At 54.6% G+C, this 14397-nt stretch carries 11 protein-coding genes, 1 tRNA gene and 1 pseudogene; 8 read left to right on the forward strand and 5 right to left on the reverse strand.

From position 1 onward, the window contains the following. The first annotated feature begins 30 nt into the window (after nt 1–30). The 4 genes from rpaB to hmpF all read left to right on the forward strand — a co-directional run bounded on the left by rpaB (nt 31) and on the right by hmpF (nt 4768). Nucleotides 31–774 carry a response regulator transcription factor RpaB gene (gene rpaB / locus RHK62_RS07115; RefSeq protein WP_149821735.1) on the forward strand — a complete coding sequence of 248 codons (744 nt, stop codon included), beginning with the start codon at nt 31–33 and terminating at the stop codon, nt 772–774. A gap of 18 nt (nt 775–792) precedes the next feature. Further along, on the forward strand, nt 793–1593 hold the full coding sequence (locus RHK62_RS07120; RefSeq protein ID WP_310453492.1) for a hypothetical protein: 801 nt from the start codon (nt 793–795) through the stop codon (nt 1591–1593). Between the two features lie 5 nt (nt 1594–1598). Beyond that, nucleotides 1599–2795 carry a homocysteine biosynthesis protein gene (locus tag RHK62_RS07125; RefSeq protein ID WP_206200158.1) on the forward strand — a complete coding sequence of 399 codons (1197 nt, stop codon included), beginning with the start codon at nt 1599–1601 and terminating at the stop codon, nt 2793–2795. A 287-nt stretch (nt 2796–3082) separates the two neighbouring features. Further along, on the forward strand, nt 3083–4768 hold the full coding sequence (hmpF, locus tag RHK62_RS07130; protein ID WP_206200159.1) for a pilus motility taxis protein HmpF: 1686 nt from the start codon (nt 3083–3085) through the stop codon (nt 4766–4768). Nucleotides 4769–4771: 3 nt separating this feature from the next. Here hmpF and RHK62_RS07135 read toward each other — a convergent pair whose 3' ends face one another. Beyond that, nucleotides 4772–5824: a tetratricopeptide repeat protein gene (locus RHK62_RS07135; RefSeq protein ID WP_310453493.1), complete on the reverse strand. Its 1053-nt coding sequence runs from the start codon at nt 5822–5824 to the stop codon at nt 4772–4774. A gap of 181 nt (nt 5825–6005) precedes the next feature. Here RHK62_RS07135 and RHK62_RS07140 point away from each other — a divergent pair, with 181 nt between their 5' ends. Further along, nucleotides 6006–8000, forward strand: a complete 1995-nt coding sequence (locus tag RHK62_RS07140; protein ID WP_286625052.1) for an elongation factor G — start codon at nt 6006–6008, stop codon at nt 7998–8000. Here the strand turns inward: RHK62_RS07140 and RHK62_RS07145 are convergent. Beyond that, on the reverse strand, nt 7997–8845 hold the full coding sequence (locus tag RHK62_RS07145) for a glycosyltransferase family A protein (RefSeq protein ID WP_302678288.1): 849 nt from the start codon (nt 8843–8845) through the stop codon (nt 7997–7999). The genes RHK62_RS07140 and RHK62_RS07145 overlap by 4 nt on opposite strands. Before the next feature lie 100 nt (nt 8846–8945). Here RHK62_RS07145 and RHK62_RS07150 point away from each other — a divergent pair. Both RHK62_RS07150 and RHK62_RS07155 read left to right on the forward strand, forming a co-directional pair. Beyond that, nucleotides 8946–9018: transfer RNA gene (locus RHK62_RS07150), tRNA-Glu, on the forward strand. A 96-nt stretch (nt 9019–9114) separates the two neighbouring features. Further along, the gene (locus tag RHK62_RS07155; RefSeq protein WP_310453494.1) at nt 9115–10278 is read left to right on the forward strand and encodes a pyridoxal phosphate-dependent aminotransferase; all 1164 of its coding nucleotides are present in this window, start codon (nt 9115–9117) and stop codon (nt 10276–10278) included. Here RHK62_RS07155 and RHK62_RS13100 read toward each other — a convergent pair. From RHK62_RS13100 to RHK62_RS07175, 3 genes and pseudogenes are all read right to left on the reverse strand, one after another. After that, nucleotides 10275–10876: pseudogene (locus tag RHK62_RS13100) on the reverse strand (Uma2 family endonuclease). The gene RHK62_RS07155 and the pseudogene RHK62_RS13100 sit on opposite strands and share 4 nt — an antisense overlap. 44 nt (nt 10877–10920) lie before the next feature. Further along, nucleotides 10921–11817 carry an ROK family protein gene (locus RHK62_RS07170; protein WP_302678291.1) on the reverse strand — a complete coding sequence of 299 codons (897 nt, stop codon included), beginning with the start codon at nt 11815–11817 and terminating at the stop codon, nt 10921–10923. After that, the gene (locus tag RHK62_RS07175; RefSeq protein ID WP_302678292.1) at nt 11814–13181 is read right to left on the reverse strand and encodes an LCP family protein; all 1368 of its coding nucleotides are present in this window, start codon (nt 13179–13181) and stop codon (nt 11814–11816) included. Before RHK62_RS07175 ends, RHK62_RS07170 begins: the two co-directional genes overlap by 4 nt. A gap of 191 nt (nt 13182–13372) precedes the next feature. Between RHK62_RS07175 and obgE the strand changes: the two genes are divergently transcribed. Beyond that, nucleotides 13373–14383, forward strand: a complete 1011-nt coding sequence (gene obgE, locus RHK62_RS07180; RefSeq protein WP_310438528.1) for a GTPase ObgE — start codon at nt 13373–13375, stop codon at nt 14381–14383. Nucleotides 14384–14397 lie beyond the last annotated feature (14 nt).

The raw sequence follows: 14397 nt of genomic DNA on the forward strand, positions 1-14397 counted from the left end.
TGTTCTCATTGAGTAGGAGTGTCCGTTACTTTGGAGAGCCACAAAGAAAAGATACTCGTTGTTGATGATGAAGCGAGTATTCGCCGCATTTTAGAAACTCGGCTGTCAATGATTGGCTATACCGTCGTCACTGCTGCCGATGGCGAGGAAGCCCTGACCACATTTCGGCAGGAGCAGCCAGATTTAGTAGTGCTTGACGTGATGATGCCCAAACTCGATGGCTATGGCGTCTGTCAAGAACTGCGCAAAGAATCTGATGTCCCCATCATTATGCTCACTGCCCTTGGCGATGTCGCCGATCGCATTACAGGGCTGGAACTGGGCGCCGATGATTATGTGGTCAAGCCCTTTTCCCCCAAGGAGTTGGAAGCCCGCATTCGCTCGGTGCTGCGACGCATTGAGAAAACTAGCACCTCTGGTATCCCTAGCTCTGGGGTGATTCAGGTGGGAAATATTCGCATTGATACCAACAAGCGCCAAGTCTATAAGGGGGATGAGCGCATTCGCCTCACGGGTATGGAATTTATGCTCTTGGAATTGCTGGTGGGACGCTCGGGGGAACCCTTCTCACGGGGAGAAATTCTCGAGCAGGTGTGGGGCTACACGCCAGAACGCCATGTGGATACGCGGGTGGTGGATGTCCACATTTCCCGCTTGCGGGCTAAGCTAGAGGAAGACCCCAGTAATCCAGAATTAATTTTGACAGCACGGGGAACAGGCTATCTCTTTCAGCGGATTACTGAACCGGGAGAAGCAAGCAACAAAAATTCTTAACTGGCTTGAGGGTGGGCCATGCTTCAAAAACGCTGGCACTGGTCAGAAGCTGTGGGTCTAGGTCTGACGGTTGTGGCCTTGAGCATTATTGCCTTTATGCAGCAGGATGCCCTGCGTCAGTTACAGGCTCAAACGGGAGAACAATTCACTGATGCTGAATATGAGCGCCAGAATGCCCAGACCATTACACAGATGCGGCTTTTGGCAAATCTCCCTTCCTTTGGTTTTGACAATTTAGTTGCCGATTGGGCGTTTTTGCAATTTTTGCAGTTTTTTGGTGATTCCGCTGCCCGCCAAGTCACGGGTTACGACGATGCACCTGCTTTCTTTGCGGTGATTATCGCTAAAGACCCCCGCTTTGCCCCAACCTATCCCTATCTTTCAACGGCAATTACGGTGTATGCAGGACAGCCGCAAACCTCTGTGGCCTTGATGGATCGGGGTCTGGCAGCGATGGATCCTGCCTATCAACCGACAGCTTACTTGGCATGGGTATTTCGGGCGATGGATGAATTGCTCTTTTTGGGCAAGGGGCAAGCGGCAGCAGAGTCCTACGATCGCGCGGCGGCTTGGGCAGAAATGAATCCAGATCCACAAGTCCGCGCCGCAGCAGAGTATTATCGCTCCTTGGCACAAACCCTACGGCGGGATCCCGATAGTCGGATGGCACAGATCAATGCCTGGATTTGGGCACTGGTGAATGCGGTCAGCGATCGCTCGCGACAAACGGCCATCGAGAATATTGAACGTCTAGGAGGTAAGGTCTCACGGCTGCCTGACGGCACTTGGCAAATCCGCCATCCTGAAGATCTGCGGTAACGCCTGTGGAACGCACGATTGCCGAAATCAATGAAAAGATTACAGCAGGCAAAGCCACCGTTTGGACATTGGCAGAACTCAAAGCCCGCCTTGAAAGCTTGAGCATTGCGGAAGCAACGCGCCAAGTGGATGTGATCACGACGGGCACGTTTGAACCCATGGAATCGTCTGGGGCGATGATTAACTTGGGGCCGACGGATCCACCGATTAAACTGCGGCAGTGTTGGCTCGATGGCATTCCTGCCTACAGTGGTTTTGGCGCCGTCGATCTGTACTTGGGGGCAGCCCAATCGCTGGATCCCAATTCCGAAGCGGGCGAAGCCGACAGTCTGCGGGAGCGCGGGGGGGGCCATGTCATTGCCGATTTGATTGCGGGTAAAGCCATTCCCCTACGGGCAGTGGGCTATGTCACGGATTGTTATCCCCGCGCCAGTTTAGAAACGGTGATTAGCAAAGAGACGATCAATCAGTTCTATCTCTATAACCCCCGCAATCTTTATCAAAATTTTATTGTCGGTGTCAATGGGGGCGATCGCCCGCTCTATACCTACCTTGGTCCGCTGCAACCGCAACTGGGGAATGCTGTCTATGCCTGTGGCGGTGCCCTTTCACCTCTATTGAATGATCCCTACTTGCGACTGGTGGGGATTGGCACGCGCATTTTTCTCGGCGGCGGCATTGGTTATGTGGCGTGGGAAGGCACTCAACACTTCCCCTTGCAAAAACGGTTGGCTAACGACACCCCCATTGGTCCAGCGGCCACCCTTGCCCTGATTGGTGATGCCAAACAGATGGATCCCTTTTGGGTGCGCGGTTGCTATTTCAAGCACTATGGAGCGTCCCTGATGCTGGGGGTGGGGGTTCCGCTGCCGGTGCTGGATCAAGAGGTCATTGCCCGCTGTGCCATTCGCGATGAGGAAGTGGTGGCGCCGATTATTGACTTTTCAATTCCCCGCCGCGTGCGTCCCACCTTTGGCATGGTCAACTATGCTCAACTCAAGTCAGGCAAAATCAAGATTGAAGGCAAAACTGTGCGCACCGCTCCCCTAACGAGTCTTTACTTTAGTCAGCGCATTGCCGAAGTCCTCAAAGACTGGATCCACAGTGGTCGTTTTACCCTCACAGAACCCGTTGCCCCCCTGCCGCGCGATCGCGTCTTTTTGCCACAGCAACCTTGGATGCCCGCTGCCAGCGATGATTAATGACATTAATGACTTTTGGCGGGTAGCAACCCTCCTTTCGCTATAATGACCAATAGTTCAACCACCTTGGCCTTGGCAATTCTCCAGTCCCCGACCGAGTGATTCAGGCCACTGCTGAACACTTGCCGATGGGTGTTTAATAAAAATATAGGGTTCTGGATTCCAGCGATCGCGGACAGACGAAAAGTTGCATCCTTCATTCACTTAATTTCGTCATGCGTATTATTACGGTTGTTGTATGTTCTAGTTGTGTGTCAGTCTCAGCGTTAGGGTAGAGGTCAAGGGCTGTGCAGTATCTTGCCGAGGTGATTAAAAAAACGGGTTTCATGGGGACGAAATCCGAGTTGAAGTTGTTGATGCGTGAGCAGTCGGGCTACTGGCACCCTGTCCCCCAAAACGAAGAAACGATTCCCTTTGACAACAGTCGTGACTACGGCAATGGTGTGTTGGTCTTTGTTGAAATGGCCGCCAACCGCCAGATTCAAAACGTGGATGAAGCAACGCGCCGTCTCACCGGTATCTTGCACGGCTTCACACGGATGCGTGAGCGCTTCCAAAGTCAAGAGGAAGAAATTGAGGGCTGGAAGCAATCCCTCTCCTATCAAGCAGAAGCTCTGAACCAACGGGAACAGGAATTTGAGCAGCGCAGAGAAGAACTCCAAGAACTAGAGGCGCAACTGGCCGGCGCTGAAGAGCAGCTAGCACAACTCAACAAATTGCGAGAAGAATTGACCGCCGAGGAACAGCGGATTCAAGCAGAGCGCCAAGCCCTTGAAAATTTACGCCACCAAGTGCACCAAGAGCAGCAGCGCTGGGAACAACTTAAATCAAGCCACAGCGTTGGCCTATCCCCAGAGCAAATTCGCCAAGTGGACTCGATTTTGCGGCAGTTGGCAGAGACCCTCAACAGTGGTGGGCGTCCTCAAATCGCGGAATGTTTTCAAATTTTAGACCAGCAGCAGGCCTTGCTGAGTCAATACTGGCAGCAACTGGAGCAACTGGAGCAGGAGCTGAGTCAACGGCAAGCTGCCCTAGAGGAACAACTGCAAGCCTTCCATGCAAAGGAGGAGACGTGGCGCACCGCCCAAGAACAATTTTGGCAAGACAGTCGGGCGATCGCCCTGCAGGAGGAACTCTGCCGCTACAAACAGTCCGTGCTTGAAAAAGAACGTCACCTCCTTGCCCAACAGGAGGAAATGATCCAGCAAATGCGCCAAGCCATGGTCAGTGATCTCACAGAGGCCGTGGATGTGAATGCCCTGATGAAAATGCCCATGGAGGAACTCGAAAAAGAAGTCGCCAACCGCGGTAATGACCTCAAACGTGCCTCTGCCTTTGTCAACGATCAAGAAGAAGAGCTAAAAATGGCTCTGGAGTCCTTAGCAGAACTGGAGCAAAAAGTCAAAGACGCCAGTGATTTCGATCGCCTGCAACTGGCAGGAGAACTGGAGGACGAACGCCAGCGCTGTAATCTGCTCAATCAGGCGCTTGAAGGACAGCGGCAAAATATCCGTGAAAAAGAAGCGATCTACAAAATCCACAAACAAGTGCTAGAGGCGCGCAAAGATCCCGCCTCCCAACAGGGCATTAGCCTCATTCCCATCCTCAGTGAACTGGAGCGCCAGTTTCAAGAGTACAGTGTGGCTGTCAATCAACTCGCGGAAGAATTGCAGCAGGCCTATACTGATCTCGAAAGTCTGCGCCACGACCTTGAAGAGCGCCGCAAACTGCAACAGCAGCAAAAAGATCAACTCAGTCAAGAAGAACAGGCACTGATTGAAGAGCAACGGTTACTCGCTGCCAAGCGCGGCCAAGCGAATCTACTGCGGGAGATTTTACAGCCCGTTCAAGATCGCCTCAATCACCTGCGCCAAGGCCTAGAGGGACTAAACCAAAATATCCTCAATGGCCGTCCCAGTGCTCTCATTTCTGAATTGCAGCAGGTCGTCATGAATCTAGGGCAGGGGGCTTAGTCGCTAATTGCGCTGCCGCATCGCGTCTCGGACTTTGGTTTCTCCTGCGCGGTTATTTTGCTCACGGTACAGTTTCAAAGCCACTTGATAGGCACTGCGAGCCTCCTGCCGCCGCCCTTGCGCTGCCAAGGCTTTGCCCAAGCGATAAAATCCCTCGGGATCTCTAGGGTTGATCTGCGTAGCTTGACGATAAATTGCCGCCGCTTCAAGGGGGTTGTTCTGCTGCATTAACAACTCGCCAAAGCTAAAGTAGGTGGCTAGCCGTTCCGGTTGCAAAGTGATTAGGCGGCGATAGGTTTGAATGGCTCGCTCGGGTTGATTCGCCGCAACGGCCAGTTCTGCCACCTGTTGTAGCAGATCCGCATTCCGCTGACCCAAGTTAGCCGCGCGATCAATCGCTTGCCAGCCATTGCTAGGATCGCCGGCGGCCAGAAGTGCCATCCCCAAGTTGAGTTGAATCGAGGCATTGCCGGGGGCAAGGGCTGCCGCCTGTTGCAGACTACTGAGGGCTTCAGGAATATTGCGTTGTTGGAGCAGCAAAACGCCTAATCCCTTTTGAGCCGCCCAATTGCGGGGGTCAAGACTGAGGGCGGAGCGGTAGGCCTGTATAGCGCCTTGGGGATCCCCCATGCGGGCGAGAATCACCGCCAGTCCTTCGTAGGATTGGGCATTACGGTTATTCAGGCGAATGGCTTGGCGGTAGGCGGCAGCAGCCCCGTGGTTTTCCCCCATCATCCCCAGACTGTAGCCGAGGGCATAGTAAAAATCAGCGTTTTGTTGATCCAGCTCAATAGCGCGTTGGTAGGCACGGGCGGCTTCGGCAAATTGTCCCTGCTGGGCATAGATGTAGCCAATGGCAGAATGCACGCGGGGATTACGGCTCTCGCTCTGGAGCAGTTGCTGATAAATGGCCAAGGCTTGGGCATAGTTTCCTGCTTCCACTAGCCGTCGCCCTTCTTGCATCAGCGTGCTGACTTGGCTATTGGCGTGTACTGGCGATGCCATCCAAAGGCCAAGACTGGCAATACTAGCCCACAAAAGGGAATTGAAGCGCATCGTGAGTGAGTCCTCCTCGCAAACGTTAACCCCAACTTAACGGTTGTTTACAGCTCTCTTAAGAGATACTGCAAATTCCGCCAAGGGCGATCGCCAAGGGTTAAGAGATCTAGTTAAGGCAAACTAAGGCTCTATTCTGGACAATTTTGACCCGAATGGCAAATCAAAAGGTAGGTGTGCGATGGCGAGACGATGCAACATTGCCCTTGTGGGCAGCTACAACAGTGGCAAAACAACCCTTGCAGAAAGCATTTTGCGCCTTACCCACGCCACGAGCAGTAAGGCCAGTAGTCTTCTAGATACCAGCCCTGAGGCTCGCGATCGCCAAATGGGGGTAGAACTGAATGTCGTTCATACCCAGTATGGAGACTTGGAGCTGACGCTTCTCGACTGTCCCGGCTCGGTGGAATTGCTGCAAGAAACCCTCAATGCCCTCGTGGGGGTGGATATGGCGATCGTTGTCTGTGAACCCCTGAGCGATCGCGCCTTTACCCTAACCCCCCTGTTCAAATTCCTCGATGACTGGCAGATTCCCCATATTCTTTTTGTCAACAAGATGGAGCGCGCCCATGACCCCTACATGGAGATCCTCGCGGCCTATCGCCAAGTTTCCAGTCGCCCCTTGGTACCCCACCAGTACCCCATTTGGCAGGGGGATGATCTCTTGGGCTACATTGACTTGGTGACGGAGCAGGCCTATCACTATCATGCGGGGGCAGCGGCGGATTTAGTTCCCTTTCCTTCGGAATTACAAGCCGTTGAACAGGCGGCGCGGGCGGAGCTACTGGAGGCTCTAGCCAACTATGATGACCACCTTTTGGAAGAACTCCTTGAGGATATTGCGCCGCCAGAAAGTGAAATCATGGCGGATCTGCGCTGGGAGTTGGGAGCCGATTTAATTGTGCCCGTCTTTTTTGGCAGTGCGCAAACGGACTACGGTGTGCGCCCCCTATTGGCAGCCCTTGATCGCGAAGCACCCGATGCCACAGAAACTGCTGCCCATCGCCAGATCAATGGTGAAGAACCCCTCGCCCAAGTGCTGAAGACCTTCTATCTACCCCAAGGAGGCGGCAAGCTCTCCCTCGTTCGGGTCTGGCAGGGTACCTTGACCGATGGTATGAGCTTGAATGGGGTGCGCGTGGGGGGTATCTACCGTGCCCAAGGTACACAACTGGAATCCTTGGGACAAGCCACAGCGGGGGACATCGTTCTCTTGGCGCGGCTAGAGGGCATTCGTACGGGTGAGACCCTCAGTATCAATGGTCAGGCGGTGCCTTTGCCCTGTGCCCCCCAACTAGAACCCGTCTATGCCTTGGCCATTACCCCCAGTAAACGCAGTGATGAGGTGAAGCTCACCAGCGCGCTGCAAAAACTCCTTGAGGAAGATCCGGCGCTGCGCTGGGAACAGCATGGCGATACCCATGAAATTATTCTCTGGGGACAGGGTGACATTCACTTGCAGATTGCCCTTGATCGCCTGCGCCGCAAATATAACCTACCGATGCAAACCCATCTCCCCCAAGTCCCCTACAAGGAAACCATTCGCCGCAGCACGAAAAACAGTCATGGCCGCTATAAACATCAAACCGGTGGCCACGGCCAGTTTGGCGATGTCTACCTCGATATTGCTCCCCTAGAACGCGGCAGCGGCTTTCAATTTAGTGAAACCATTGTCGGCGGCGTTGTGCCCAAGCAATATATCCCCGGTGTCGAGCAAGGGGTGCGGGAATTTCTCAACCAAGGACCGTTGGGATTTCCGATCGTGGATGTGGCGGTGACCCTCACCAATGGCTCCTATCACTCCGTGGATAGCTCTGAGCAGGCCTTTCGCCAAGCGGCTCGCCTCGCCATGCAAGCGGGAATTCCCCAGTGTGAACCGCAACTCCTAGAACCCATCATGGCAGTCCAAGTGTGGATGCCCCAAGCTTTTACGGCTAAGGTGATGCAGGCGTTGACGGGGCGGCGCGGTCAGGTTTTGGGCTACAGCAATAAGGAGGGTTGGCCCGGCTGGGAACAGATTGAGGCTTATTTACCCCAAGCAGAAATGCATGACTTTGTGGTGGAGTTGCGATCGCTGACAATGGGCACAGGTGGCTTCCATTGGCAATTTGACCATCTTCAAGAAGTACCGGAGAAACTGGCCGCGACGATTGTCCAGCGCCACAAAAAAGCCTAGGCTACCAGTTGAGCCGCCTTGGCCTGCAATTCCTGAAGTCGTGTGGCCATAATCTGCTGAATCTGCGCCTCCTGCTGGCGATCGCTCGCATCCAGATCATCAGCCACGGTGCCGGGAGCCGCTTGGAATTTCTTGAGTTGACGGTCAAAGAAACTATTGGGAAAGCGGCGGTACTCAACGGTCTGCTGCTGGAGTTGGGCAGTGTGGCAAAACTGGTGCAGCCAATGGGCATAGGCCACATCCTCAGCCCCATAGCGAAATTGGCGAAACACCTCCTCTTCGGGAAAGCCGCCAATAAACTCATGGACTTCGCGGCGCACGGCGAGATTGAGCACCAGCGTTTGCTCGAGGCTTTTGTGCCAGTAGGGATGCAGGCGATCGCGACAATAGACCCCCGTGCGTACCGCCCCAAAATACGCTGGGGCATAGGGTGCGGGTAAAGGCTGATTCAACACCGATAGGGCTAAAAACAGATGCTCAGGGCGGTAGAGATCATCGGCATCACAGAAAAAAATCACCTCCCCTTTGGCCAAGCGCACCCCCATGTTCCGCGCTGCCGCAATCCCAATATTCGTCGGCAAGCCCACCAATTGTAGGGGCACGGCATTCGGCCATCCTGCCGTCGCCACATCACAGGTGTGATCCGTTGAACCATCGCTAATCAGGATGAATTCCCCCGCAGTGGCGTAGGGGAAGTGCTGTTGGAGGTAGCGGCAACTGGCGGCAATGCTCTCAAGGGTTTCCCGAAAGACCGTTTCTCCCCGTTGGGTCACCACATTGTAGGCGGGCATCACAATCGAGAAGGAACGTAGGCCAGCAAGTTCCACAGCAAGTCCCTCAGTCACTCGCCCTCATTTTCTCCCTAGGAGCGGCTGCGATGCAAAAATTTCCCGAGGGGTTGACAAACGCTCAGGGCATTCGCTACATTAACTAATGCTGAGTCTTGCCCCCATCGTCTAGAGGCCTAGGACACCTCCCTTTCACGGAGGCGACGGGGATTCGAATTCCCCTGGGGGTATCCTCCATTGGCAACCTCAACGTGAACGGTCGATATTTGATTCGCCGCTCCCCTGCCAAAGTGCCACAATACGGAAAGTAGTGCAGGAGACAAAGGATGGACTGGGCAACGCGGGTGATGCGGGTCACGCCGTCGGTAACGCTGGCGATTGATGCCAAAGCCAAGGCAATGCGCGCAGCGGGAGAGGATATCTGTAGCTTTAGTGCGGGCGAACCCGACTTTGACACCCCTGCCCACATTCGTGAGGCGGCAAAAGCAGCGCTCGATCAAGGCAAAACCCGCTATGGTTCGGCGGCAGGGGAACCGGCCTTGCGGCAGGCGATCGCCACCAAGCTCAACAACGACAACCACCTGCCCTATCGCGCCGAAAATATCCTAGTGACCAATGGCGGCAAGCAAGCCCTCTTTAACCTGATGCTAGCCCTAATCAATCCCGGCGATGAGGTGATTATTCCTGCCCCCTACTGGGTGAGCTATCCAGAAATGGTGCACTTGGCCAGTGGCACGCCGGTGATTGTGACAACCACTGCGGAAACCGGCTATCGGATTACCCCTGCCCAGCTAGAGGATGCCATTACCCCCAAAACACGGCTCTTTGTCCTCAACTCCCCCAGCAACCCCACGGGCATGGTCTATACCCCCGAGGAAATTCGCGAACTAGCGGCAGTCATTGTGCGGCATCAACTGTGGGTGATCTCCGATGAGATTTACGAGAAGATTCTCTACGATGGGGCTGAACACCTGAGCATCGGTGCTGTCAGTGAGGCGGCCTTTGAGCGAACCATTGTCTGTAGTGGCTTTGCCAAGGCCTATGCGATGACCGGTTGGCGTGTGGGCTATCTGGCAGGGACAACCGATGTCATTAAAGTCGCCACAAAAATTCAGAGCCACAGCACCTCAAATGTCTGTACCTTTGCCCAATACGGTGCCCTTGCGGCTCTAGAGGGAAGTCAAGCCTGTGTGGCCGAAATGGTGGCCGCCTTCCGCGATCGCCGTGCCTGTATCTATGAACGCATTTCTGAAATTCCTCGCCTGCGCTGTCTCAAACCCCAAGGCGCCTTTTATCTCTTTGTGGATATTAGCGAAACGGGTTTAAGTTCCGTAGAGTTTTGCGATCGTCTGCTGGAGGAAGAAAGAGTGGCCACGATTCCCGGTAAAGCCTTTGGCATGGATGATCACATTCGCCTCTCCTACGCCACAGATTTGGCCACCATTGAAAAAGGCCTGACGCGACTGGCAAAATTTGTCGAGCGGCTCTAAATCCACAACTGCGCCATCGGTAGGAGAAACCCCGGCATCACCTCACTACAATCAACCACCTCAGGGGAGTCCAAAACCACCACTTCCGCTTGGGGACGATAGAGTGCCACTTGACGGTCTTGGGAATTGATCAGCAGCCCCAAGCGCACCCCCAGTCGCCGATACTCCTGCATTTTGGCGCGTAAGCGGTCAATCGCACCCGAGGGCGATCGCAACTCAGCAACGAAATCCGGCACGATGGGGATAAAGCCCGTCAGAGCAACGCCCTCTAGGCGGAGGCTAGCAATCCAGGAGACATTTGGGGAGAGTTTGCCGCCCCCCAAAGCTGTAAAGTCATAGCCCGTTGAGGAATCAAAGGCACGCCCCAGTTGCGTTTGCCGGTTCCAAAGCCCCACTCCACAATCAGCTCAAAATTTTGGGCACCCGTTTGCCCCCCCGTTGGCGGCATGACAATCAATTCTCCAGCCTTGGTCAATTCTAGGCGCAGATCAGGATTATCGCGGCAGAGCTGATCAAACTGCTCTGGGGTCACCTGCACCGTTGCATTGCGGACATTGAGCAGCAGCGGCGAGCTGTCCACGGCTGTCGTAGAAGTCATAACAGTTGGTTCAAGCCGAATAACTTGATCCTAGCGAAGGCGACTTAGAGATGGTCTTTGACGTATTTCCACGCTAGTTTGGCTGCACCGACGATGCCCGCGTGATTGCCAAGGGTGGCTCGCAAACAGTGGAGGTTATTGCGGGAGGTGGGCAGCACCCGCTCTTCCAATTCAGCAATCATCGAGGGAAAAAAGAGGTCACTGGCGGCACTAATCCCCCCACCAATAATCACTGCTTCGGGGGTGAGGACATACACAAGGCTCGCAATGCCAGCGGCTAATTCACGGCCATAGCTTTGCCAGAGGGCGATCGCCTCAGGGTCACCATTGTTGGCTCGCTCTGCCATCTCATGGGGTTCACAGCCCCAGCGCCGCCGCAGGGCTTGGGCAGAAACATGTTGCTCAAGGGAACCGCGATTGCCACTGTTGCAGGGAGGCCCTGTGTAGTCGAGGGTAATCAGCCCCAACTCGCCGGCGGCGCCATCCCGACCGACAAAGAGATCGCCATTGAGGATGATCGCACCGCCGACCCCCGTCCCCAAGGTCAGCAAAATTAGATCCTTAAACTGACTCCCTGCCCCTAGCCATGCTTCTCCGAGGCCGGCACAGTTGGCATCGTTACCAATCACGGTGGGCTTGCCCGTCAACTGTTCGAGGCTGTCGCTAATGGGCACTTCGTACCAGTCAAGGTTAATCGCACGGCGGGCAATACGACCAGTGGCATCTACAGGCCCCGGTATCCCCATCCCGATCGCCAGCGCCCGATCCTCCCCATCCAGTTCTTTAATCCCCTGCACAATGGCTTTAATCACCCGTTCTGGAAAGGGGGGCTGAGGGGTCGGCAACGTCAGGGCATTGAGGCAATCTCCCTTGGGACTAAAGCGCCCCATTTTGATGGCAGTGCCACCAAGATCAACACCAATCACGTAGGGTTCACTCACAGAGATTTTGTGGGTCTCAATTGCAGGCGATCGCGGGCATCGTCGCCCAGTTGAATCGTCACATCCGATGCTAACACACCTGTACTCTCCACCCGCACTTCACCAAATCCCAGCAATAGCTGCACCCGCCGCGCTGCCGCCAAATCCCCCTGCTGAGCAATGATCCGTGTCATCGGGAGCGGTTGGGGCAATGGCTCTGCCAGCAAAGGATCAGGGTAACCGGCGGTTTGCAGTTGCTGACTCAGACGCATGACCAATGATTCTGGCAGGGTGGTATTTTGAATCGCAATGCGCACCTGGGCAGGGGGGGTCAAACCCGTCTCGCGCGGATCAGCCGTGGGAGTATCGCGGAAATAGTGATCCGTCAGCCAAGCAATCCGTTGGTAATCGGGCAACCAATAGCTCACTTCCACTTCATCGGTGCTGCCATTAAAGTTCCCCGGCAGCATCAGAAACTCCACCCGCGATCGCGGCAAGCTAGTGAGGAATTGCCCCAAGCTCATCAGTTCCTCAACCGTTAAATTGGTATCCAAGTTTTCGCGAATAATACTGAGAAGCTGGGGGGTACGGGCAAGGGTTTCGGGGCGAGCCGTTTGCTCCATTAGTGTCCGCAAAAACATCTGTTGTCGCTGCACGCGGCCAATATCGCCAAGGGCATCGTAGCGAAAGCGCAGAAATTGTAGGGCTTGGTTGCCATTCAGGTGTTGTCGTCCGGGCTGCAAATCAATGTAGAGGCGCTGACTGTCATCCCGATAGCGCATGGCTGTGGGTACATCCACTGTCACCCCCCCAAGGGCATCAATGAGTTTCTCAATGCCTTGAACGTTAATGCGCAAATAGCGATCGATGGGCACATCCCCCAGCAAATCACTCACGGTTTCCGCCGCCAGTGCGGGTCCACCGAGGGCATTGGCTTCGTTAATTTTGGCGTCGCCTCGGCCGGGGATAAAGGTCAGCGTATCGCGGGGAATTGACAACACCACTAACCGTTGCTGCACTGGGTCAAAACGCACGAGTAGCAGTGAGTCCGATAGCCCTTCAACGGAATTCACTAGGGCATGGTAGGTAAGGTTGGGGTCAGGCGGTTCATCTAAGTCGGAGGTTAAAACCTTGGAGCCAATGAGCAGTAAATTCAAGGGTTGATGGAGCCTTGCCCCTGTCCAGCGATCGCCCCGTTGAAACACCTGCCACTCCCGACTGCTGAGCGATCGCTGCATAAGCGGTGTACTCTGACTCAATAGCCCCCAGAGTGCCCCCAAGCTGCCGGAGATTAAGGCAACCCCTAGCCACAACACCAGTCGCCAAAATAAAACCCCTTCTTCAGGCGGAGCGGGTCGTCGTCGGTGTTGCCATCGAATAAACACTATTGCCTCGGCACACTAAAATTCCCTTAAGCCTACCATATAGCCCTTTTCTCCTATGACGTACATGAAGCGTCTTCGATACGGAGTTTCACCCTTTGGAGCCGGTGTCATCCCTGTAAAAAGAACTGTCAACAAGGTGGCAGGATACAATACTCAGATACCCAACCTATACGCAACCGATTGCGGCCAAAATGCAATTTATTGACCTTGCCGAAATTCATGTCAAAGCTGGAAAGGGGGGCGACGGCATTATTGCCTTTCGCCGTGAAAAATACGTGCCTGCGGGAGGCCCCTCAGGGGGGAATGGTGGCAATGGTGGGTCAGTCATTCTCAAAGCGGTACCCCATTTACAAACGCTGCTGGACTTTCGCTATGCCCATGTCTTCAAAGCGGACAATGGCCAACGGGGCGGGCCGCATAACCGTACGGGTGCCTGTGGTGCAGATTTAGTGATTGAAGTGCCCTGTGGCACCATGGTTTGGGATGCCGAAACCGAGGAATTGCTGGGAGACCTCACCACCCCCGGTCAAACGCTGCTGGTGGCTAAGGGGGGCAAAGGGGGTTTAGGGAATAAGCACTTCCTGAGTAATCATCAACGGGCACCAGACTATGCCCTACCGGGGCTAGAGGGGGAAGAACGGCATCTCCGACTAGAACTCAAACTACTGGCGGAAGTGGGCATTATTGGCCTGCCCAATGCCGGTAAATCCACCCTAATTTCGGTGTTGTCGGCAGCGCGACCGAAAATTGCCGATTATCCCTTTACAACCTTGGTGCCCAATTTAGGTGTGGTGCGCCAACCCAATGGTGATGGAACCGTGTTTGCTGATATTCCCGGTCTCATTGCCGGTGCCCATGCGGGGTTGGGGTTGGGGCATGAGTTTCTCCGCCATATTGAGCGTACCCGTCTGCTGCTGCACTTGATTGATGCCACGGCTGAGGATGTGGTGGCTGCTTACCAAACCATTCGCGATGAGCTAGTGGCTTATGGTCACGGCTTGGCCGATCGCCCGCAAATTATTGCCCTCAACAAAATTGATGCCCTAGAACCTTCCCAAATTGCTGCAGTTCAAGACACCCTTACTGCCTATGCCGGTCAACGGGTTTTTGCCATCTCTGCGGTGGCGCGTCAGGGGTTAGAGCCTCTCTTAGATGCCATTTGGCAGGAACTGGGGGTGAGCGTTTCCCATCAGTATTCTTGATTGTGACGGGTGCT

Source organism: Thermosynechococcus sp. HY213 (assembly GCF_031460975.1).
Lineage (GTDB): Bacteria > Cyanobacteriota > Cyanobacteriia > Thermosynechococcales > Thermosynechococcaceae > Thermosynechococcus.

Excerpts from the sequence above, each read along its gene's own strand:
- RHK62_RS07155 (WP_310453494.1), top strand. The coding sequence starts at position 9,115 with ATGGACTGGGCAACGCGGGTGATGCGGGTCACGCCGTCGGTAACGCTG.
- RHK62_RS07120 (WP_310453492.1), top strand. The coding sequence starts at position 793 with ATGCTTCAAAAACGCTGGCACTGGTCAGAAGCTGTGGGTCTAGGTCTG.
- RHK62_RS07140 (WP_286625052.1), top strand. The coding sequence starts at position 6,006 with ATGGCGAGACGATGCAACATTGCCCTTGTGGGCAGCTACAACAGTGGC.
- RHK62_RS07135 (WP_310453493.1), bottom strand. The coding sequence starts at position 5,824 with ATGCGCTTCAATTCCCTTTTGTGGGCTAGTATTGCCAGTCTTGGCCTT.
- obgE (WP_310438528.1), top strand. The coding sequence starts at position 13,373 with ATGCAATTTATTGACCTTGCCGAAATTCATGTCAAAGCTGGAAAGGGG.